The 20,690-nt window shown below is 61.3% G+C and carries 16 protein-coding genes, 1 tRNA gene and 2 rRNA genes (1 of these 19 only partly in view); 9 read left to right on the top strand and 10 right to left on the bottom strand.

Translation table 11 applies throughout. The features are described from left to right. Positions 1 to 14: 14 nt before the first annotated feature. From aztC to JET14_RS00785, 5 genes are all read left to right on the top strand, one after another. The gene (gene aztC / locus JET14_RS00805) at positions 15 to 947 is read left to right on the top strand and encodes a zinc ABC transporter substrate-binding protein AztC (protein ID WP_200336372.1); all 933 of its coding nucleotides are present in this window, start codon (positions 15 to 17) and stop codon (positions 945 to 947) included. A gap of 1,265 nt (positions 948 to 2,212) precedes the next feature. Beyond that, a complete protein-coding gene (locus tag JET14_RS22665; protein WP_246750593.1) occupies positions 2,213 to 2,812 on the top strand; it encodes a ZinT family metal-binding protein in 600 nt (199 codons plus the stop codon). Positions 2,813 to 3,040: 228 nt separating this feature from the next. Further along, positions 3,041 to 3,382 (top strand): hypothetical protein, encoded by a 342-nt coding sequence (locus JET14_RS00795; protein WP_200336370.1) that lies wholly within the window; start codon positions 3,041 to 3,043, stop codon positions 3,380 to 3,382. A gap of 63 nt (positions 3,383 to 3,445) precedes the next feature. Next, a complete protein-coding gene (locus tag JET14_RS00790) occupies positions 3,446 to 4,441 on the top strand; it encodes a DUF1775 domain-containing protein (RefSeq protein WP_200336369.1) in 996 nt (331 codons plus the stop codon). 167 nt (positions 4,442 to 4,608) lie between these two features. Beyond that, positions 4,609 to 5,217 carry an SCO family protein gene (locus tag JET14_RS00785; protein WP_200336368.1) on the top strand — a complete coding sequence of 203 codons (609 nt, stop codon included), beginning with the start codon at positions 4,609 to 4,611 and terminating at the stop codon, positions 5,215 to 5,217. Positions 5,218 to 5,265: 48 nt separating this feature from the next. Here JET14_RS00785 and JET14_RS00780 read toward each other — a convergent pair whose 3' ends face one another. Genes JET14_RS00780 through JET14_RS00760 form a run of 5 tightly spaced genes read right to left on the bottom strand, consistent with a single transcriptional unit; the run spans position 5,266 to position 10,477 of the window. After that, positions 5,266 to 6,009 carry an amino acid ABC transporter ATP-binding protein gene (locus JET14_RS00780; RefSeq protein WP_200336367.1) on the bottom strand — a complete coding sequence of 248 codons (744 nt, stop codon included), beginning with the start codon at positions 6,007 to 6,009 and terminating at the stop codon, positions 5,266 to 5,268. Then, positions 6,006 to 7,094 (bottom strand): amino acid ABC transporter permease, encoded by a 1,089-nt coding sequence (locus JET14_RS00775; protein ID WP_200336366.1) that lies wholly within the window; start codon positions 7,092 to 7,094, stop codon positions 6,006 to 6,008. Before JET14_RS00775 ends, JET14_RS00780 begins: the two co-directional genes overlap by 4 nt. After that, entirely contained in the window at positions 7,094 to 8,242 is a 1,149-nt protein-coding gene (locus tag JET14_RS00770) for an amino acid ABC transporter permease (RefSeq protein ID WP_246750442.1), read from the bottom strand. The genes JET14_RS00775 and JET14_RS00770 overlap by 1 nt, the downstream gene beginning before the upstream one ends. 8 nt (positions 8,243 to 8,250) lie before the next feature. Next, complete coding sequence (locus JET14_RS00765) at positions 8,251 to 9,273, bottom strand: amino acid ABC transporter substrate-binding protein (RefSeq protein ID WP_200336365.1); 1,023 nt, start codon at positions 9,271 to 9,273, stop codon at positions 8,251 to 8,253. Positions 9,274 to 9,316: 43 nt separating this feature from the next. Next, entirely contained in the window at positions 9,317 to 10,477 is a 1,161-nt protein-coding gene (locus tag JET14_RS00760; RefSeq protein ID WP_200336364.1) for a trans-sulfuration enzyme family protein, read from the bottom strand. A 93-nt stretch (positions 10,478 to 10,570) separates the two neighbouring features. Between JET14_RS00760 and JET14_RS00755 the strand changes: the two genes are divergently transcribed. The 3 genes from JET14_RS00755 to JET14_RS00745 all read left to right on the top strand — a co-directional run bounded on the left by JET14_RS00755 (position 10,571) and on the right by JET14_RS00745 (position 13,560). After that, positions 10,571 to 11,470, top strand: a complete 900-nt coding sequence (locus tag JET14_RS00755; protein ID WP_200336363.1) for a LysR substrate-binding domain-containing protein — start codon at positions 10,571 to 10,573, stop codon at positions 11,468 to 11,470. Positions 11,471 to 11,726: 256 nt separating this feature from the next. Continuing rightward, positions 11,727 to 12,920: an NnrS family protein gene (locus JET14_RS00750; protein WP_200336362.1), complete on the top strand. Its 1,194-nt coding sequence runs from the start codon at positions 11,727 to 11,729 to the stop codon at positions 12,918 to 12,920. Positions 12,921 to 13,116: 196 nt separating this feature from the next. Further along, positions 13,117 to 13,560: an RrF2 family transcriptional regulator gene (locus tag JET14_RS00745; RefSeq protein WP_200336361.1), complete on the top strand. Its 444-nt coding sequence runs from the start codon at positions 13,117 to 13,119 to the stop codon at positions 13,558 to 13,560. A 210-nt stretch (positions 13,561 to 13,770) separates the two neighbouring features. On the opposite strand, the gene JET14_RS00740 is transcribed toward JET14_RS00745, so the two are convergent. After that, positions 13,771 to 14,727 (bottom strand): alpha/beta hydrolase family protein, encoded by a 957-nt coding sequence (locus JET14_RS00740; RefSeq protein WP_200336360.1) that lies wholly within the window; start codon positions 14,725 to 14,727, stop codon positions 13,771 to 13,773. A gap of 37 nt (positions 14,728 to 14,764) precedes the next feature. Then, positions 14,765 to 15,523, bottom strand: coding sequence for an SDR family oxidoreductase (locus JET14_RS00735; protein WP_200336359.1), 759 nt, complete (start codon positions 15,521 to 15,523; stop codon positions 14,765 to 14,767). 99 nt (positions 15,524 to 15,622) lie between these two features. Between JET14_RS00735 and JET14_RS00730 the strand changes: the two genes are divergently transcribed. After that, a complete protein-coding gene (locus JET14_RS00730; protein ID WP_200337939.1) occupies positions 15,623 to 16,510 on the top strand; it encodes an AraC family transcriptional regulator in 888 nt (295 codons plus the stop codon). 206 nt (positions 16,511 to 16,716) lie between these two features. Here JET14_RS00730 and JET14_RS00725 read toward each other — a convergent pair. The 3 genes from JET14_RS00725 to JET14_RS00715 all read right to left on the bottom strand — a co-directional run. Continuing rightward, a tRNA-Met gene (locus tag JET14_RS00725) sits at positions 16,717 to 16,793 on the bottom strand. Between the two features lie 183 nt (positions 16,794 to 16,976). Then, positions 16,977 to 17,092, bottom strand: a 5S ribosomal RNA gene (rrf, locus tag JET14_RS00720). Positions 17,093 to 17,449: 357 nt separating this feature from the next. Then, a 23S ribosomal RNA gene (locus JET14_RS00715) occupies positions 17,450 to 20,690 on the bottom strand (it continues 89 nt past the right edge of the window).

The following is a 20,690-nucleotide window of genomic DNA, read 5'->3' as shown; positions in this document are numbered from 1 at the left end:
TACCGGAATTCAACATGAAGACACTGACAGCCCTTTTCGCAAGCCTGATCGTCATCGCCGCATTCTGCGCTCCCGCCCACGCCGAGGAGGACAAGCTTGCCGTGGTCGCCAGTTTCTCGATCATCGGCGATTTCGCCGAGCAGGTCGGTGGCAACCGCATCACGCTTCGAACGCTGGTCGGACCGGACAGCGACGCCCATGTCTATGAGCCGCGCCCGGCCGACGCCATGGCGCTGGCGCGGGCCGACGTCGTCCTCGTCAACGGCCTGCAGCTCGAGGGCTTCATGGACCGCCTGATCGAGGCCAGCCAGACGGATGCGTCGATCACCACCGTGACCGATGGCACCGATATTCTGAACGACCCCAATGGCGGCCATTATCACTACATCGACGGCAAGGCGATTTTCCACGCCGCGCCGAACGACCCGCATGCCTGGCAGTCGGTCAAAAATGCCAAGGTCTATGTCGAGAAAATCGAACAGGCCTTCTGCGCCGCCGACGCGGAGGGCTGCCCGACCTATCAGGCCAATGCCGAGGCCTATCTCGACGATCTGACGGCGCTCGACGCGGAAATCCGGGCCACGGTCGACGCGATCCCTGAGGACCGCCGCGTCGCCGTCGTCGCCCATAATGCCTTCCGCTATTTCGAGCGCGATTACGGGATAACCTTCCTGTCGCCGCAGGGGATTTCGACGGAATCCGAAGCCTCCGCCGCGGATGTCGCCTCGCTGATCCGTAAAATCCGGGAAAAGCGCGCGGCGGCCGTCTTTGCCGAAAACATTTCCGACGCCCGCCTCGTCGAGCAGATCGCGTCCGAAGCCGGACTGGAACTTGGGGGAACGCTCTATTCGGACGCGTTGTCTTCAGCCGATGGCCCCGCGCCTAGCTATATCGACATGATGCACTACAACGTCGAAACGCTCGCCGCCGCCATCAACAACGGCTGACACCAACAAAAAGGCGAGGCCGAACCTTGCCCACCGTTGTTACGTTATACCATCAAGGAGAGCATTATATGAAACGATGGATCCTGGGTGCATCCGCACTCGCGATTTCACTTGGCGCGCCTGCTGCCTTTGCCGAAGACCATGAGGACAGCGTCACCCTCTACCGCGTCTTCGTCGGCGACCATGCGGATGCGAAAATCACGGCCTTCGACCTTGCCGAACCCGGCCATCGCTGGTCCTTCGACACCACCGGCCAGAACAAGCTCTACGCGGTCAACGGTGGCGCGGCCATCGTCGCCGTGCAATCCGACGATGATGCGGTTCACTTCATCGACAGCGGGATTTCGCTGCATTCCCATGGCGATCATGCCGATATCGACATTGAAGAGCCCACCGCCATCGAGGGCAGCCTCACCGGACCGCGCCCGTTCCACATCATCGATCATGACGGCAAGGTGGTCATCAATTTCGACAAGGGCGGCTATGCCGCAATCGTCGATGCTCCCGAGCTTTCCCACGGCGAGATTGAAACCAGCGAACTGAAGCAGGAACGCGCCCATCACGGTTTTGCCGCCCCCGTCGGTCAATACTGGGTCACGACCGTTGCCACCGACACGCCGGTCGCCGGCACCCGCATCGGCTTGCGCGCCGTCACCGAAGACGGCGAGCCGACCGGCGATGTCGCGACCTGCACCGGCATCCATGGCGAAGCCTTCTCCGGCGCCTTTCTTGCCGCCGGTTGCCAGGAAGGCGTGCTGACCGTGACCGCTGGAGAAGACGGCCCGGTTTTCGAGATGCTGATGTACCCCGACGATCTGCCGGAAGGCGAGACCACGGGCACCCTGCTCGGCGCGAAAAGCATGCAGGTCTTTCTCGGCGATTACGGCTCCAACGGCCTTGTCGTCGTCGATCCCGCCGACGAACCGCATTTCCGTTACATCGAACTGCCCTTCCGTCGCATCGATTTCGCGCTCGATCCGGCCAATGCCCGTTTCGGCTACGTCCTGACCGAGGATGGCAGCCTGCACCGGATCGATATCCTGGACGCCAGCCTCACGGAAAGCGCCAGGGTCACCGAACCCTATTCGATGGACGGCCACTGGAACGACCCGCGTCCGCGCATCGCCATGGCCGGCGATGAAATCGTCATGAGCGACCCGAATGCCGGCCTCGTCCGCCGCATCGCCAAGGACGGCCTCACGGAAGTCGGTACGATCGACGTCGGCGGCATGCCCTACAATATCGCCGTCGCCGGCGGCAGCGGCATGGTTCACGAAGGCGAACATGACCACGAAGGCCATGATCACGCGCATACGCACGATCATGGCGATCCACAGATCTACAAGGGCTATTTCGAGGACAGCCAGATCGCGGATCGTCCGCTTTCCGACTGGGAAGGCGACTGGCAGTCGGTCTACCCCTATCTTCAGGACGGCACGCTCGATCCGGTAATGGCGCACAAGGCCGAGACCGGCAGCATGACCGCCGCAGAATACAAGGCCTATTACGACACCGGCTACAAGACCGATGTCGAGCGCATCACCATCGAAGGCGACGTGGTCACCTTCTATCGGGATGGCGAGGCCGTTGAAGGCCGCTACGAAAGCGACGGCTATGAAGTCCTGACCTACGCCAAGGGCAACCGCGGCGTCCGCTTCATCTTCGAGAAAACCGGCGGTGACGCGGCAGCCCCGCGGTTCATCCAGTTCTCCGACCACCGGATCGCACCGGCAGATGCCGATCACTATCACCTCTACTGGGGCGACGACCGCGCGGCCTTGCTGGAAGAGCTCACCAACTGGCCGACCTACTACCCATCATCGCTCGACAGCGACCAGATCGTCGACGAGATGCTCGCGCATTGAGCCTTGGCACGAAAGGCAGAAACAGGCGTCCGGCCTCCCAGGGCCGGACGCACCGAATGTTCAGGACAGCGCATGAAATCGGCGCGCCCGACCCCGCATTTCGCTTGCGTCAAATTGACAAGTTGCAATAACGTGTCGCATCCATTCTTGTTTGGCCGACATGCTGCAGCTGCAGCGGAACAGCAGAACGATGGGGAGGTCTTGGGGTTGCGGGGATTGAAGGCAGCGATGCGGGAGCTGGCGGCGGCACTGGCCGTAATCGCCGTCTTTGCGCTTGCCTTTGTTTATCAGCCCTACATGCCGGCCTTGACGCATCATGATGCCGGTTCGCTCCTGGCATCGTCCCAGAGCGTTCTCTGCGGCAGCGGCCCCGGCGATGACGGGGCCGCAAGCCATGGCCCCTGCCATGCCTGCCGCCAGGACGCCGCCATCCTGCCGCCGCCGCCGGACGAGGCCGTCCCGGCCTATACCTGCCTCTTGGCGCATGATCTCGCATTTGAAGATGAGACCCCGTCCCGCGTCGTCTACACAAGCCATTACAATCCGCGCGCTCCGCCGTTCGCTGTCTGATTTTTTATGACCCGGGCTTCTGCCAGCCCGAAAAATCAAGACAATTCCAAACGGAGTATTTCCATGACCACGTTCATGAACCGTCTCGCATGGGCCGGTGCAATCAGCCTTGCCAGCCTTTCCGCCGCCAGTGCCCATATGACGCTCGAAACGGCCGAAGCGTCGGCCGGCGGCAGCTACAAGGCCGTGATCCGCGTGCCGCACGGCTGCGATGGCGCGGCGACCAGCGAAATCCGCGTCAAGGTGCCGGAGGGCTTCTACAGCGTGAAGCCGATGCCGCATGCCGGCTGGCAGCTCGAAACCGTCACCGGCTCTTACGCCGAAACCTATATGAACCATGGCACGCCGGTCAGCGAAGGCGTGACCGAGGTGATCTGGAAGGGCGGCGAACTGCCCGACGCCTACTATGACGAGTTCGTGATGCGCGGCTCGCTTTCGGCCGATATCGCGCCCGGCACGGTGCTCTATTTCCCCGCCGTCCAGCTCTGCGCCGATGGCAGCGCCAACCACTGGACCGCCACGGGCGAGACCGGCGACGGCGAGCCTGCGCCGAAACTGACAGTCACCGCTGCCAAGGGCGGCGACGACCATCACGGCCACGACGACGCCATGGCGCAGGAACACGTGACGCTCGGCGATCTCGCGATCGACGGCGCATTCGCACGCGCCACGCTTCCGGGAGCCCCCGTCGGCGGCGGCTTCATGACGATCACCAATAATGGCGATGCCGACGATCGCCTTATCGCCGCCGCCTCGGATGCAGCCGGCGAGTTGCAGCTTCACAACATGCGCATGGATGGCGAGGTGATGAAGATGTACCGGATGACCGACGGCATTCCGGTTCCCGCTCATGAAACCGTGACGCTTGAGCCCGGCGGCATGCATGTGATGTTCATGCAGCTCAACGGCCCGCTTGCCGAAGGCAGCGTCGTCGATGTCGAGCTGACCTTCGAAAAGGCTGGCACCGTGACCGTGCCCTTCGCCGTAAGAAGCATCGCGGCACAAGATGCCGGCCACGACATGCATGACATGAACCACGCCGACATGAAGGCCAATTGAGCTTTCGCGCATCGTGAAGCCCAATGGAGGCACGATGCTCCAAGGCTGCCCAATTGCCGTCCCGCACCGGCTTTCTTCCGGTGCGGGCGATGCCCCTATGCAACGCGAAACGGACTGGAGCCTGCTGACAGGAGCCGCTCCGCGCCGGGACTTCAGGAACAGATGACATGAAGAACTTCAGACGGGCCCTATGGGGATCCATTGCAGCAATCTGCGTGGTCATTGTCTGGCTGGTCTATGAGATCGGTGAGACCAACAAAGAGATGATGCATATTCCGATGGGCCCGGCATTCGCCCTGACGGCCGATGACGGGTCGGAAATCACCGAAACGGCCTTCCGCGAGGGGCCGACCGCGATCTTTTTCGGCTTCACCCACTGCCCCGAAGTCTGCCCAACGACGCTTTACGAACTCAATGGCTGGCTGCACGAGGTCGATCCCGATGGCGACAGGATCGACGCCTACTGGATAACGGTCGATCCGGAACAGGACACGCCGGAGATGATGCGGCGCTACCTGTCCAACGTCACCGACCGCGTCATCGGCATCGCCGGCGATCCGGACAAGGTTCGCGCCATGGCGGACGGCTTCGGCGTCTACTACGAAAAGGTGCCGCTCGACCCGAACGACCCTAAGGGCGACTACACGATGAACCACACGGCCTCGGTATTCCTCCTGAATGATGGCGGCGTACTGCAGAGCACCATCGCCTATCAGGAGGACCACGATACGGCCATCGAGAAGCTGAAAAGGCTGATCAAAACCGACAATGACTGATCTGTGCCGCAGGCTGCTATTCCATCTTCAGCCTGCGGATCCGGGCCTTCAGTGGATCATCGTGCGAATACTGGACAGGAACCGGCGGGTTCTCTTATCTTCCGGCGCATCGAAGAACTGATCCGGGGCGGCGGTTTCGACAATCCCGCCGGCTTCCATATAGACGACGCGGTCGGCGACCTGGCGAGCGAAGCCCATTTCATGGGTCACGACCACCATGGTCATGCCGTCATCGGCGAGCTCCACCATCACGTCGAGGACCTCCCGGATCATTTCCGGATCGAGCGCCGATGTCGGTTCATCGAACAGCATGATCCGCGGGCGCATGCAGAGAGCGCGCGCGATGGCGACGCGTTGCTTCTGCCCGCCGGAAAGCTGGCCGGGAAACTTGGGCGCCTGATCGAGAATCCGGACGCGCTTCAGGAAGGTTTCCGCCGCCGCCTCCGCTTCGGCGCGCGGCGTACGCCGCGACAGGATCTGCGGCAGAACGCAGTTTTCGAGCACCGTCAGATGCGGAAACAGGTTGAAGTGCTGGAACACCATGCCGGCATCGCGACGCACGGCATCGAGATTGCGCAGATCGTCGCCAAGCTCGACGCCGTTGACGACGATCCGGCCCGCCTGGTGTTCCTCGAGCCGGTTGATGCAGCGGATCAGCGTCGACTTGCCAGAGCCCGACGGCCCGCACACCACCACTTTCTCGCCGGCCGCAACCATCAGCGATACGCCCTTGAGCACATGGAAATCGCCGTAGAATTTGTCGATGTTATCGATTTCGATCGCAGGTTTCATCCGTGTGTCCTTGCGGCTACGCCCTGTTCGAGATGGCGCGAATAGATTGAAATGGAAAAGCAGATGATGAAGTAGATCGCAGCGACGAACAGATAGGCCTCGGTGGAAGGTGCAGGCCATGCCGGGTCGGTACTGGCGCTGCGCGCCGCGCTCAGCATGTCGAACACGCCGACGATCAGCACCAGCGAGGTGTTCTTGATCATCACGATGGCGGTGTTCGTCAGCGGCGGGATCACGTTCTGGATCGCCTGCGGCAGGACGATGTGCCAGATCATTTTCCAGTAGGGAATGCCGAGCGCCTCGGCCGCCTCGATCTGCCCGTCGTCCAGCCCCTGCAGGCCGCCGCGAATGACCTCCGCCAGATAGGCCGCAGCGAAGATCGTCAACGCGGCAAGCGTGCGGCCCAGCTTGTCCACCGTCCATTCCGGCGGCAGGAGCAGCGGCAGCAGGATCGCCGCCACGAACAACAGGCCGACCAGCGGAAGACCGCGCACAAGCTCGATCACGAAAAAGCTGATCGCGCGCGCCGCGGGCAGCTTCCCGCGCCGCCCCAGCGCCAGCAGCACGGCCAGCGGAAAGGCAAGGCCGAGCGACAGCACCGCCAGAAGCAGCGTCACCGGCAGGCCACCCCATTTCGACGTCGGCACGTAATCGAGCCCCAGCACGCCGCCGCCCATCAGCACCAGCATGGCGGCAATGGCGAGAGCCCAAACCAGCAACAGCCGCGCATTCCACAATTTCGGCGACAGCGAAACAAGCACCATGGCGACGATCAGCACGATCACGATGGTGGCCCGCCATTGCGCCTGCGGCGGATAGAGGCCGAACAGGATCAGCCGCGCCTTGGCGCCGATAAAGGTCCAGCAGGCCCCGCCCCCCTGGCAGGCGGCCGGGCCGCCCACCCAGTGCGCGTCCAGTACGGCCCAGTTGAAGGCCGGGATGAGCCCGAGAAGGATCAGGACGGCCAGAACCGTGAGGAATGCCGACAGCAGATCGCCGAATAAGAGCTTCAGAAGCGGCTTGCGCTTTGCCCTGGGCGGTTTCTGCGGCGCATCGGCAGCGGTGTTGAAGGTAATATCGGTCATCAGCGCACCACCAGCGCAACGCGCGCATTGTACCAGTTCATGAAGGCGGAAACGGAGAGCGAAATGCTGAGGAAGACCGCCAGCATGATCAGGATGCTCTCGATGGCCTGACCGGTCTGGTTGATCACGGTGTTGACCACGAGACCGAGTTCGGGATAGCCGACCGCCACGGCAAGCGTGGTGTTCTTGACGGTGGAGAGATATTGCGACGTCATCGGCGGCACGATGATCCTGAGCGCCTGCGGCAGGATGATCCGGAACATGATGTGGCGTTCGCCGAGCCCCAGTGCGCGCGCGCCTTCCCACTGGCCCTTTTCGACGGCGTCGATGCCGCCGCGGATGATCTCGCCGATGAAGGCGGAGGTATAGATCGTCAGGCCGGTGATGATCGCGGCGAATTCGGGAGAGAGCACCATGCCACCCCTGAAATTGAGCCCCTTCAGGGCCGGCGCCTCGAGGCCGATCGGATGACCGAGCATGCCGGAGAGCCAAACGACGGCTCCCGCCCAGACGCAGACAGAGAGGCCGACGCTCGCGGCTTTTACCGGCAGGCGCTTTCCGGCGGAAAGCTTGAAGCCGGCGACGATCGCAATGACCAGCAGGATCGCCGCGACGATCAACAGCATGCTGGCGCCCGGTCCGAGCGTCAGGGCCGGCGCATAGACGCCGCGAATGGACAGGAACACGCCGGGCAGCGGATTAAGCGCCTCGCGCGGAACCGGAAACAGCGACGTGGCGATCGCATACCAGAAGAGAAGCTGGACGATGAGCGGAACGTTGCGCAGCACGGTGACATAGACGCCGGCAAAACGCGACAGCAGCGGGTGGGCGGAGCGGCGCGACAGCCCGACCGCCAGCCCGAGCACGGTTGCAAGCAGGATCGACAGGAACGACAGCCACAGCGTGTTGGCAAGGCCGACGACATAGGCCCAGAAGAAGCTGTCCGATGCATCATAGCGAATGATGCTTTCGGAGATCGGAAAGCGCGCCGGCCGCCAGAGATAGTCGAAGCCGGTGCGGATTCCGCGTTCCGTCAGGTTCTCATGCGTATTGCCCGCAAGCCACCAGACGAACAGGACCAGACCGCCCAGAAGGGCGATCTGCATGGCCCAGGATCGGGCCCGTTGGGAATACCAGAGCGACAGCATGACCGGCTTTACTGAAAGGCCAGCGGGAACATCAGCCCGCCGTCGTTGAACAGCGCGTTATAGCCTCGCTCCAGCTTCAGCGGGCTGTCCATGCCGACATTGCGGTCATAGACCTCGGCATAATTGCCGACGGATTTCACGATGCGATAGGCGAAATCGTCGCTGAGGCCGAGGGCCGCGCCATTGCCCGGATCCGTGCCCAGAAAGCGGCGGATTCGCGGATCGTCGCTGTCGAGATAGTCGTCGATATTCTCGCTGTTGAGCCCGAATGCCTCGGCTGCGATCATCGCCTGGATCGACCATGTCACGATATCGAGCCACTGATCATCGCCATGGCGGACGGCGGGCGTCAGGGCATCCATGTAGGGCGTTGCCGGGAAGATCACGTAATCGTCCGGATTGTCTGCCATCGTCGCGCGCACGGAAGCGAGCGCCCCGGCATCGGTGATCAGCGCATCGCAGCGGCCCGAGAAGAAGGCTTGACGGCCGGCGGTGGTGTTGTCGAAGACCACCGGCTGAAGGTCGAGATCGTTCTTGGTCGAGACATCGTTGACGACAACCTCGGTGGTCGAACCGGTCTGCACGCAGACGGAAGCGCCCGCCATGTCCTCGACGCTGGTGATGCCGAGTGATTTCGGCATCATGAAGCCGGTATATTCGTAATAGTTCGGCGTTGTGAAGTTGATGCCGTTGGCGTCGCGCTGCAGCGTCCAGGTGAGCGTGCGCGGCAGCATGTCGATTTCACCCGTCTGAAGCGCCGGAATGCGCTGCTGGCCGGACAGCGGCACGAAATCGACCGCATCCTTGTCGTCAAGCACCGCAACCGCGACGGCCCGGCAGGTCTCCACATCAAGGCCGCGCCAGTAGCCATTATCATCCGGCGCGCCGAAACCGGGTGTGCCCTGGCTGGAGCCGCAGATCAGCCGCCCCCGCTCCTTCACGGTATCAAGCGTCGAGGTCGATTGCGCCATTGCCGGCGCAGTCAGCGCGGCGATCATCGCCATTCCGGTCAATGTGGTCTTGCAGTTCATGTTCCCGTCTCCTTGTTGGATTTTATATGCTGCATTTGTCTTTTCAGCCTGCGAGCGCAGTGAAGAAGCCGTCGAGGTCTTCCCTGAGATCGGAGGGGTCTTCCACGCCGATATTGACGCGCAGAATGATGCGGTCCTTGTGGGGGTGCGGCATCTGCCGCGATGTCTTGACGCTCATCGGCGCGATCAGGCTGCGGGTGCCGCCCCACGATGCGCCGATCGCGAAATAGCGCAGACCATTGAGCGCGGCATCGAGGCGTGCTTCATGCGCGGCCGGCAGGACGACCGAAAACAGGCCGCTCGCGCCGGTGAAATCGCGCTTCCAGATGGCGTGTCCGGGACTGGAGGCGAGGGCCGGAAACAGCACCGGTCCGACATCACGGCGTTCCAGCTCCGCCGCGATGTCGCCTGCCACGCGACCGACATGGGCAAGACGCACCGCCATGGTTTCCAGTCCGCGCAGCACCAGTTGCACGGCATCCGGCGATACGCCGAAACCCAGCATGCGCATCGTGTCGCGCAAGGCCTTGCGCAGGTCCAGATCGTTGACGCTGACCGAGCCCATCAGCAGGTCGGAGTGACCGCCCGGATATTTGGTCAGCGCCTGCATCGAAAAGTCGACGCCATAGTCGAGCGGCTTGAACAGAAGCGGCGTCGCCCAGGTATTGTCGATGCCGGTCAGGATGCCGCGCCGTTTCGCAACCGCGGTGATGGCCGGCACGTCCTCGATTTCCATGGTCGTGGAACCCGGCGATTCCATCCAGATCAGCCGTGTGTTTTCGCGCACATCGCCTTCGATACCCGCTCCAATACCCGGCTCGAACACCGACCATTCGATGCCACGCGGCTCCAGGAAATTGCGGCAAAGGCCGATCACGGGCGGATAAGCGTTGTCGGCCACCAGAACATGGTCGCCGGGCTTCAGGCACGAGAGCAGCACAACGGCAATCGCAGCCTGGCCGGAGGGCAGAATGACCGTCTTCAACCCGTTTTCCAGCGCCGAAAGCTGCGCCTCCAGCACGCGCTGGGTCGGCGTGCCGTGCAGGCCGTAGGAATAGCCGTCGAGGTCCCGCTGCGAGCGCGTCGCGTAGGCTTCCGCATCCGGAAAGACGATGGTGGATGCCCGGTGGGTCGGAACGCCGAGAGCGGCATAGCCCTCTTCGCTGATCTTCGGGTGATGAACGCTTCTTGTTGCGTCGCGCATGTGAACTCCTGAAATAACGACGCCATCATTGCCTTTTGTTGGCAGCAGGAATACTGATCAGGACACATAGTTCTATGCGGAAACCTTATAGACATGAATTTTCGCCAGCTCGAAGCCTTCAACGCCGTCATGATCTCGGGCTCGACCGTCAGGGCCGCCGAACTGATGGGCGTCACTCAGCCGGCCGTCTCGCGTCTGATCGCCGAGCTGGAAGCGGCGGTGCGGTTTCCGCTGTTCGACCGGGTGCGCGGTCGGCTGATCGCGACGCCCGAGGGAACGTTGTTTTTTCGCGAGGTCGAGGTCAGCTTCAAGGGGCTGGACCGACTGCAGGCCACCGCAGCCAGCATCCGCGACTACGGGGCCGGCACGCTGAAGATCGCCTCGCTGGCGGCGGCCGGGGCCATTCTGGCGCCTGCGGCCATCCGCGCCTTCCGGAAACAGAATCCGGGCGTGAGGATTACCTTCCACATCACCTGGTCGTCAGCGATCCGGAACGGCATCACCGACGGGCAGTACGATCTGGGGCTGGCAGCCGACGAGATCGACCGATCGGGCATCGACAGCCAGTTGTTCGGCAGCTTTCCGGGCCTGGTCGCCATGCCGAAATCCCATCCGCTGACCCTTCACAAGTCGATCACCCCCGATCTGATCGCGCAATGGCCGCTGATCGGACTCAGCCCGGAGGATCGGGCAAGGCAACGTTTTGACGAGACCATGAAGAATGCTGGGCACGAGCCGAAATATGTGATCGAGACCCCGAACGCCGCCACCATCTGCGCACTGGCGCAGGAGGGAGACGCCGTGGGACTGGTGAACCCGCTGGTCATCGGCGACGCAGAAAGCAGAACCGTCAGCCTCCGCCCCTTCACGCCCGAGGTGATGTTCCGCGTCTACCTTCTCTTTCCCGCCGACATCCAGAAATCCGCCCTCGTCCGCGGCTTCACCGCCGAGCTTTTCCGGCTGCGCAACCGGTTCGAGATGCCGACGGCGTAGAGTGCCATGCGTCCATTCGGACGCACAAAGGACGCCTTCATCCATCGAATCCAGGCATCGCGCTTTCCCGATCTCCGCTACCAACCTGCGTCAACTTGACCCGCCGGACGGACGGACATTGACCGAGCCGGACTAAAAGATGTATATAAAATACATCTTTTAGTCCGGCTCGGTCGCCACCAGGCGGCCCACACTGACCGGTGTGCCCATGTTCCGCTCAACCCGTACTCAACCAACATGATTGCCGAGACGAACAATGACCACAATGACAAGACTGCGCGCCTGGCACGGACCGGCGATTTTCAGCTATGGCTTCAGGCCGTTCTTCTTCTTCGGCGCGCTTGACGCCGCCCTGCTGATCGCGCTGTGGGTCCCTTGGTATCTGGGCTTTATCCAGGTGCCGAGCATGTTCACACCCGTCTCATGGCATGTCCACGAACTGCTTTACGGCTATGTACCGGCGATCATCGCGGGCTTTCTTCTGACGGCCGTTCCCAACTGGACGGGCCGCCTGCCGGTCGTCGGCCGGCCGCTTGCGGGCCTGTTCGGCCTCTGGCTTGGCGCGCGGGCTATCGTCGCCTTCTCCGCTTCGCTCCCGCCAGCACTTGTCTATCTTGCGGCTCTCGCCTTTCAGCTGTCGCTGATCGGTTTTCTGACGCGGGAAATCCTCGCCGGGCGCAACTGGCGGAACCTGAAGGTGATCGTGATCCTTTCGCTGTTTACCGCCACGCAGATCCTGTTTTACTACGAAAACATCCGCTACGGCACGTCGGTCTATGCCGAACGCGCCGCCATTGCCCTTATCATCATGCTGATCCAGATCATCGGCTGCCGGGTGGTTCCGAGCTTCACCCGCAACTGGCTCAAGAAGCAGGGTTCTCCGGCTCTGCCGCCCGCTTTCGGCGAATTCGACCGGTTCGTGATGGTGATGAGCGCCGCCGGTCTTGGCGCATGGATCGCGTTTCCCGCATTTGACATAGAAGAGCCGATGCTGGGCATGCTTCTGATCGCCATCGGTGCCGTCAACCTGTTCCGGCAATGGCGCTGGCGACCTCTGAAAACGCTGGCCGAACCGCTGGTCTTCATCCTGCATCTTGCATTCCTGCCGGTCAGTCTCGGCTTCGTCTTCGCCGGCTATGCTGCCTTTACGGGAAGCACCGGCGCGGAAAGCGCCGCCATACACTGCTGGACCGTCGGCGCCATCGGCGGCATGACGCTTGCGATCATGACCCGCGCCAGCCGCGGCCACACCGGCCAGCCGCTCACCGCACCGCCGGCAACCGTGGCAATCTATCTGGCGATCATGACCGCACTGGTCCTGCGTCTTGTGGCTGCCTTCAATCCTGACTGGACGTTCTCGTTGATGCCTTTAGCAGGACTGGCATGGGTTCTCGCCTTTGCGGGCTTCTGCGTGGTTTACGGTCCAATGCTGTTCAGGCCCCGCAACTGAAACGGTTTGAGCCGACCCAGCGACGGAAAGGGCGTGATGGCGGTTGCACGCGGATCTCGAGCAGAAAACTCGTCATGGTTTGATCCGACTCCCGACGAAAGACATCGCCGATATATGATAATACCGACACAGGCAGCGCGTGCGGATGCGGAAAGTTCTCCGCGTTCAGCCGCCACAGCCTCCGGGGAGCGCGCCGATGCGTCTGACAACCTTTTCCGATTATGCGCTGCGCGTACTAATGTACGCGGCATCCGCCGGTGACCGGCTGATCACGATCGAGGAGACGGCGGCCGCTTATTCGATCTCGAAGACGCATCTGATGAAGGTCGTGAATGTGCTGACCCGAAACGGATACCTGGTCAGCATTCGGGGTCGCTCCGGTGGCTTCCGGCTGGCGCTGCCGCCCGAGCGGATCAATCTTGGCGCTGTCATCCGCGCGACAGAGGCCGATTTCGCGCTTGTCGAATGCTTTGCGACCGGAAATCAGTGCGTGGTCACGAAGGCCTGCAAGCTGCCAACGATACTGAACGAAGCGCTCACATCCTTCCTCGGCGTCTTCGATCACTACACCCTTGCCGATATCGTCCTGTCGCCTCAGGTCTTCGGGCCGGGTTCACCGGAACGGACCTCCCCGTCATAAGGCCAAACGACAAGATGGCTTTCATATCCGTCGCGTCACCTTGAGGGACAGGAGGCCGGCGCACTTCCGCCTGTCCGTCGAAGCTGGCGGGCTGCGCCGATGAATGGCGTCACCAAGCGCCGCCGATCGCCGCGTGAGGCAATCTTCCGCCCCCGCCATCACGGCTCCGCGCCGCGCGGGCGGGAGCTGCTTGCGGTACGGCTCCGCCCTTTATTGCGTTGCGGGTTTTTGGGAGATCACATGCCCAAGCGAGGGTGCGGACTGTTCGAGCGCCGCGCGGCTCTGCGTCCAGGCATCCGGATCGACGCCAAGGGCAGTCCGGAGCCAGGCGAGCGTGAGGCGTTTCAGCGCTTCCAGCACATCGGGCGCCTCGGTCTCCGTCTCCTTCGCGTCCAGGCCCGCTATGCCGCCAAGCCCGTGGCCAACGCCATGGAGCGTCAGGAGATCGCCGTCCGTTCGCCTGGCGTCATGAAAGGCGTCGGCGTGCCATTCCGGGCCGCGCGGCGTGAAATGCGGATTGTCCGCATCGCCGCAAACGACGAGGGTTCGGGCCGCAATCGTTGAGAAGTCTAAGTCGAAGAACGGGAAACGCGCGGCGTTTTCCTCCGTGAGGTCGTTGCCGCCACGCCCGGGCGCGGCCAGCAGCATTCCGGCGGAAATCCGCGGGTCGGAGAAATCCTCGCCTTGCAACTTCGCGCCTAGCAGCAGTGAAACGGTGTGTCCGCCGAAGGAATGGCCGACCGCCGCGATGCGCTCCCTGTCCAGCTTGCCGGCAATGCCGGCTGCCTGTTGCTCCACGTCGTCCAGACGATCGAGAATGAGCTGAAGTTCCGCCACCCTCTCGCGCCAGAAGAACGGCGCCCCATCTGCGTCCGCCGGCAGGCCGCCGACGCGGGAGCTGGCATGGGTCGGCTGGATCACCGCAAAGCCGCGTTCCGCCCAGAATTGTGCAAGCGGCGCATAGCCATCCTTCGAGGGGATGTAGTTCGACGGGCCAAAGCCATGGGACAGGAGCACAATGGGAAGCCTGTTCCCGCTCGCATGGGCCGTCAGCCGCAATTCCAGCGGCTGGCGGCCCGCCATTGCGAGGCGGATGGGCGTATAGGCGACGGTCAGCGCCGCCTCGGGCGCGGGGAGGCGCCGCGCGAGATCGATCAGATTGTTCATGGATCAAGCTCCTGAATGGGCTGCGTGGAAGACGGGCTCAAGCTGTGGTGCGAACTTCTTCGTTGAACAGCGCGCGCGCGTCCGCGCCTGCGGGGATCATCATCGGCGCGTTCTCGTCCGTCACGGCCAGCCAGACGGCCGCGGCGACATCTTCCGCCGTCGTGACCAGGGTGCCGGAGCGAAGCGTTGCCAGATAGTCGTGAACGAAGGCGGTATAAGGCTCGGGGATGTCCATGCCCATGCGCGCCACGGCATTCTTGCCAAAGTCCGTGGTTGGCGCCGAGCCCGGCAGGACCAGGCGCGCGCGCGCGCCGAAGAGACCCGCCTCGAGGGCGAGGCTCTCGGTAAAGGCATTCAGCGCCGCCTTGCTGGCACTATAGACCGACAGGGCAGGCAACGGCTTCAGTGTGACGCTGGAACTGATATTGACGATGACGCCCGCGCCGCGCATCCGCAATTGCGGCAGAACCGCCCTGGTCACAGCGAACGCGCCGAAAACATTGGTCTCGAACAATTCCCGGACCTTCTCCATGTCCGAGCCCTCAAGCACATTCAGCATGCCGACGCCGGCATTGTTGACCAGTGCGTCGAGCGGTCCTGCCGCGGCGACAGCGCGCTCGATGCTCTTCGCATCGGTTACGTCGAGCGGCAGAACCTGAAGCTTGTCCGAAACGGGCAATTGATCGGATTTCGGGTCGCGCATGGTCGCCGCGACGTCCCAGCCTCTGGAAAGGAAGGACCGGGCGATGGCGAGTCCAAATCCGGAAGAGGCGCCGGTCACGAGTATCCTGGGCATTCTCATATCTCCTGATAATGATGTTGCGCCAAGATGGACATGCCTCTCCGGACATTCTATATCTATATGTCCATCGTCTTTTATCAAAAGTCCGAAATCGTGATCGATCCCGTCGCAGAAGTCGTCTCGTTGCTCAAACCGATGCCCTCTATCGCCAAGCAGGTGACGGGCGGCGGGCAGTGGCTTGTGGAACGCACCGATCTTGGCAGCCCGTTCTATTGCGCCGTGATCGATGGCGAATGCCGTCTCACCGTCGCCGGCAGGATGCCCATGGTGCTGGGGGCCGGCGACTTCGTCCTCATTCCGGAGGCTTACGCCTTCACGATGAGCAGCCTCCAGCCGCCACCGCGCGGGGCGCTTGCGCAACGTCTTGAGACCAGCCCCGGTGTCTTCAGGCTGGGCGATCCCGCAGCGCCTGTCGAAATCCAGGCAATGGTCGGCCATTGCGCCTTCCGCGCCAACGACAAGGCGCTTCTCGTCTCGCTGCTGCCCGACCTCATCCATGTGCGCGGTTCGGAGAGGCTGATACTTCTGGTGCGGATGATCAACGAGGAAACCGGCGCCAGACGAACCGCGCGCTCAATTGTGCTTTCGCATCTGCTGGAAGTTCTTTTTATCGAGGCGCTGCGATCGGCGGGCGGCGGCTATGCCACGCCGGGTCTTCTGCGCGGCATGGCCGATCCCCAGCTCGCCCCGACGCTTCGGCGCATCCATGAGGATCCGGCCCGCGGCATCAGCGCCGGAAGCCTTGCGAAAGACGCCGCAATGTCCCGGTCGACTTTCTATGCCCGCTTCCAGCGCGAGATTGGCGTGACACCGATGAACTATGTCACGGGCTGGCGCATGGCACTTGCAAAGCAGCTTTTGCACCAGAAGGTCGCAAAGGCGGAAATCGCCCAACGGGTCGGTTATGCTTCGGTCAGCGCCTTCAACACAGCCTTCCGCCGTCATGTCGGCATGTCACCCGGAGCCTATCAGCGGAGTTGATGCCCGGCCAACTGGCCCTTCCCGCGTGGCGCGGTGCATCGAGCGAAACGAATGCGCCATCCGCGGTGAAGCCCGTGTCATCCCGATGGTCGATATGCGTGCCGGTGAACTGGGTCGGTTCCTAGCCTGGACGAAGCGGCAAGCCCTTTGCGAGTCTAGAAGAACGACAAAACCCGCCGCTGTTGCGACGGGTTTGTTTGTCTTGTTGGTTGCGGGGGCAGGATTTGAACCTGCGGCCTTCAGGTTATGAGCCTGACGAGCTACCGGGCTGCTCCACCCCGCGTTATGTTTGCGGCAACAAAAAAGCCGCCTTTTGCGGCGGCTTGTTATCGGCAGTCGCCGTATTGTTGTGAGAAGATATTCTTTGCTCAGCGCGACCGCGCGTCGCCGATTGTTCGGCGCGCCGTGTGCAGCGTGGCCGAAGGCCACGATAGCGTGAACACATAAACAATGTTGCATTTGGCAGACCTGGCAGCGACTTACTCTCCCGTGCCTTAAGACAAAGTACCATCAGCGCTGGGGCATTTCACGGCCGTGTTCGGAATGGGAACGGGTGTTAAGGACCCCGCCATAGCCACCAGGTCGGCCAAATGCAGCATGTTTTCGAGAAGCTGGAAGGGTTTGTTTTGTCCTCACGCTGTCGCGGCTTGCGCCGCTTCGCTCCGGACGGGGCGGCGCATGAGCGCCGGCGGCCGGTCGGCCTTGCGAAGCCTTTGGCTTCGGCCTTCCCCCGCGATGCAGGAGCAAGGATACAAGGACGTGAGGTCTGTTGTTGTATTGGCGCTTCGTCAGTCAGCAGTCGCAATGCCTGTCGAGGGACGACCCTCAGCAGCTTGCCTGCGTCGCGAAGCGGCCCGTCGGAGCGCAGCGGCGAAGCCGCGACAGCGTCAGGACAAAAAGATCGTGTTCATCGCGTTGCGATGAACATGAACAATGAGAACGATCAAGCCGATCGAGCGATTAGTACCGGTAAGCTTCACACATTGCTGCGCTTCCACACCCGGCCTATCAACGTTGTCGTCTACAACGGCTCTGATAGGGAACACTCGTTTTCAGGTTGGTTTCCCGCTTAGATGCCTTCAGCGGTTATCCATTCCGTATATAGCTACCCTGCTATGCGGCTGGCGCCACAACAGGTCCACCAGAGATACGTCCATCCCGGTCCTCTCGTACTAGGGACAGATCCTGTCAATATTCCTACACCCACGGCAGATAGGGACCGAACTGTCTCACGACGTTCTGAACCCAGCTCACGTACCGCTTTAATTGGCGAACAGCCAAACCCTTGGGACCTGCTCCAGCCCCAGGATGCGATGAGCCGACATCGAGGTGCCAAACAACCCCGTCGATATGGACTCTTGGGGGTCATCAGCCTGTTATCCCCGGCGTACCTTTTATCCGTTGAGCGATGGCCCTTCCACGCGGGACCACCGGATCACTATGACCGACTTTCGTCTCTGCTCGACTTGTCAGTCTCGCAGTCAGGCGGGCTTATGCCATTGCACTCGACGACCGATTTCCGACCGGTCTGAGCCCACCATCGCGCGCCTCCGTTACTCTTTAGGAGGCGACCGCCCCAGTCAAACTACCCACCATACACTGTCCCGGATCCGGATCACGGATCGCGGTTAGACATCCACGAAGATAAGGGTGGTATTTCAAGGATGGCTCCACAAGAACTGGCGTCCCTGCTTCAAAGCCTACCACCTATCCTACACATGCCTTGGCGAATGCCAGTGTAAAGCTATAGTAAAGGTGCACGGGGTCTTTCCGTCTGACCGCAGGAACCCCGCATCTTCACGGGGAATTCAATTTCACTGAGTCTGCGTTGGAGACAGCGGGGAAGTCGTTACGCCATTCGTGCAGGTCGGAACTTACCCGACAAGGAATTTCGCTACCTTAGGACCGTTATAGTTACGGCCGCCGTTTACTGGGGCTTCGATTCAATGCTTGCACATCTCCTCTTAACCTTCCAGCACCGGGCAGGCGTCAGACCCTATACGTCGTCTTAAAGACTTCGCAGAGCCCTGTGTTTTTGATAAACAGTCGCTACCCCCTGGTCTGTGCCACCCTCCGATACTTGCGTATCAAAGGGTCACGCTTCTTCCGAAGTTACGCGTGCAATTTGCCGAGTTCCTTCAACGCAGTTCTCTCAAGCGCCTTGGTATACTCTACCTGACCACCTGTGTCGGTTTCGGGTACGGTCTCACGACGGGGCTATTTCCTGGAACCGCTCCACCGCACACTCAATCCAATAAGAATGTACGATTTGTGCAATCCGTCACCACCGCCTGGCCCACGAATATTAACGTGGTTCCCATCGACTACGCGTTTCCGCCTCGTCTTAGGGGCCGGCTAACCCTGCTCAGATTAACTTTAAGCAGGAACCCTTGGTCTTTCGGCGAGAGGGTCTCTCACCCTCTTTATCGTTACTCATGTCAACATTCGCACTTCCGATACCTCCAGGAGCCCTCACGGGTCTCCCTTCATCAGCCTACGGAACGCTCCGCTACCACGTGGATAAATCCACATCCTCAGCTTCGGTGCATGGCTTGAGCCCCGGTACATTTTCGGCGCAAAGACCCTTATTTAGACCAGTGAGCTGTTACGCTTTCTTTAAATGATGGCTGCTTCTAAGCCAACATCCTGGTTGTTTTGGGATCCTCACATCCTTTCCCACTTAGCCATGACTTGGGGACCTTAGCTGGAGGTCAGGGTTGTTGCCCTTTTCACGACGGACGTTAGCACCCGCCGTGTGTCTGCTGAACAGTACTCCTCGGTATTCGCAGTTTGGTTAGGATCAGTAAGACGGTGAGTCCCCATAGCCCATCCAGTGCTCTACCCCCGAGGGTATTCATTCAACGCTCTACCTAAATAGATTTCGCGGAGAACCAGCTATCTCCGAGTTTGATTGGCCTTTCACCCCTAGCCACAAGTCATCCCAATCTATTGCAACAGATGCGGGTTCGGTCCTCCAGTTGGTGTTACCCAACCTTCAACCTGCTCATGGCTAGATCACTCGGTTTCGGGTCTAATGCATCTAACTCAATCGCCCTATTAAGACTCGCTTTCGCTGCGCCTCCACCTACCGGCTTAAGCTTGCTAGATACACTAAGTCGTTGACCCATTATACAAAAGGTACGCCGTCACCCGCTCATCAAATGCTTCGCATTTGTTCGCCGTATCTTCTGTCCTCACGCTGTCGCGATCCTAGATCGCTTCGCTCCGGACGGGGCGGCCAATAATGGCCGACGCGCGGTCGCGCTACAACGACGCCAATTGGCGCCCGTAGGCCGACCGGCCGTCGCCGCTTATGCGGCGCGCCGTCGCAGCCCCAGCAGGTCGAAGACCTGCGGTACGGGGCGCGAGACATAAAAAACGTTCTCAAATTCGAAGAATTTGAAGAACGGGCTCCGACTGTTTGTAGGCATCCGGTTTCAGGTTCTCTTTCACTCCCCTTGTCGGGGTGCTTTTCACCTTTCCCTCACGGTACTGGTTCGCTATCGGTTATGCACGAGTACTTAGGCTTGGAGCGTGGTCGCCCCATGTTCGAACAGGATTTCACGTGTCCCGCCCTACTCAAGGACAATGACTGTTCTACGCATACGGGGCTATCACCCATCTCGCCAGGCTTCCCAACCTGTTCTGCTTCATTCATCATTGCCACTGGCCTCATCCGCGTTCGCTCGCCACTACTTGCGGAGTCTCGATTGATGTCCTTTCCTACGGGTACTTAGATGTTTCAGTTCCCCGCGTTCGCTTCTTAACCCTATGTATTCAGATTAAGATACCTTTTAGCGATATCTAGAAACCATTCCGGTTGCCTATCGGCAACCCGACTGATCTGTTTTGTCCTCACGCTGTCGCGATCTTCGATCGCTTCGCTCCGGACGGGGCGGCCAAAAATGGCCGACGCGCAGTCGCGCTTGCCTCAGGAGCGTGGCTCCTTCGGATTTCATTTCCCAAACCAACGTGGAAAAAGAATTCGGTGCTAAGCACCGCAAGGCCGACCGGCCGTCGCCGCTGATGCGGCGCGCCATCGCAGCCCCAGCAGGTCGAAGACCTGCGGTACGGGGCGTGAGATCAAATAATTCCAGACAAATCATTCCAACCGGAATGATTTTCTAGATATCTAAGGTGGGTTTCCCCATTCGGATATCCATGGATCAAAGCTTATTCG

Origin of the sequence: Martelella lutilitoris (assembly GCF_016598595.1) — a bacterium.
In the GTDB taxonomy this organism is placed as follows: Bacteria; Pseudomonadota; Alphaproteobacteria; order Rhizobiales; family Rhizobiaceae; genus Martelella; species Martelella lutilitoris_A.
The sequence above is the reverse complement of the archived record's forward strand: the minus strand, read 5'-3'. Positions and strand labels throughout refer to the sequence as shown.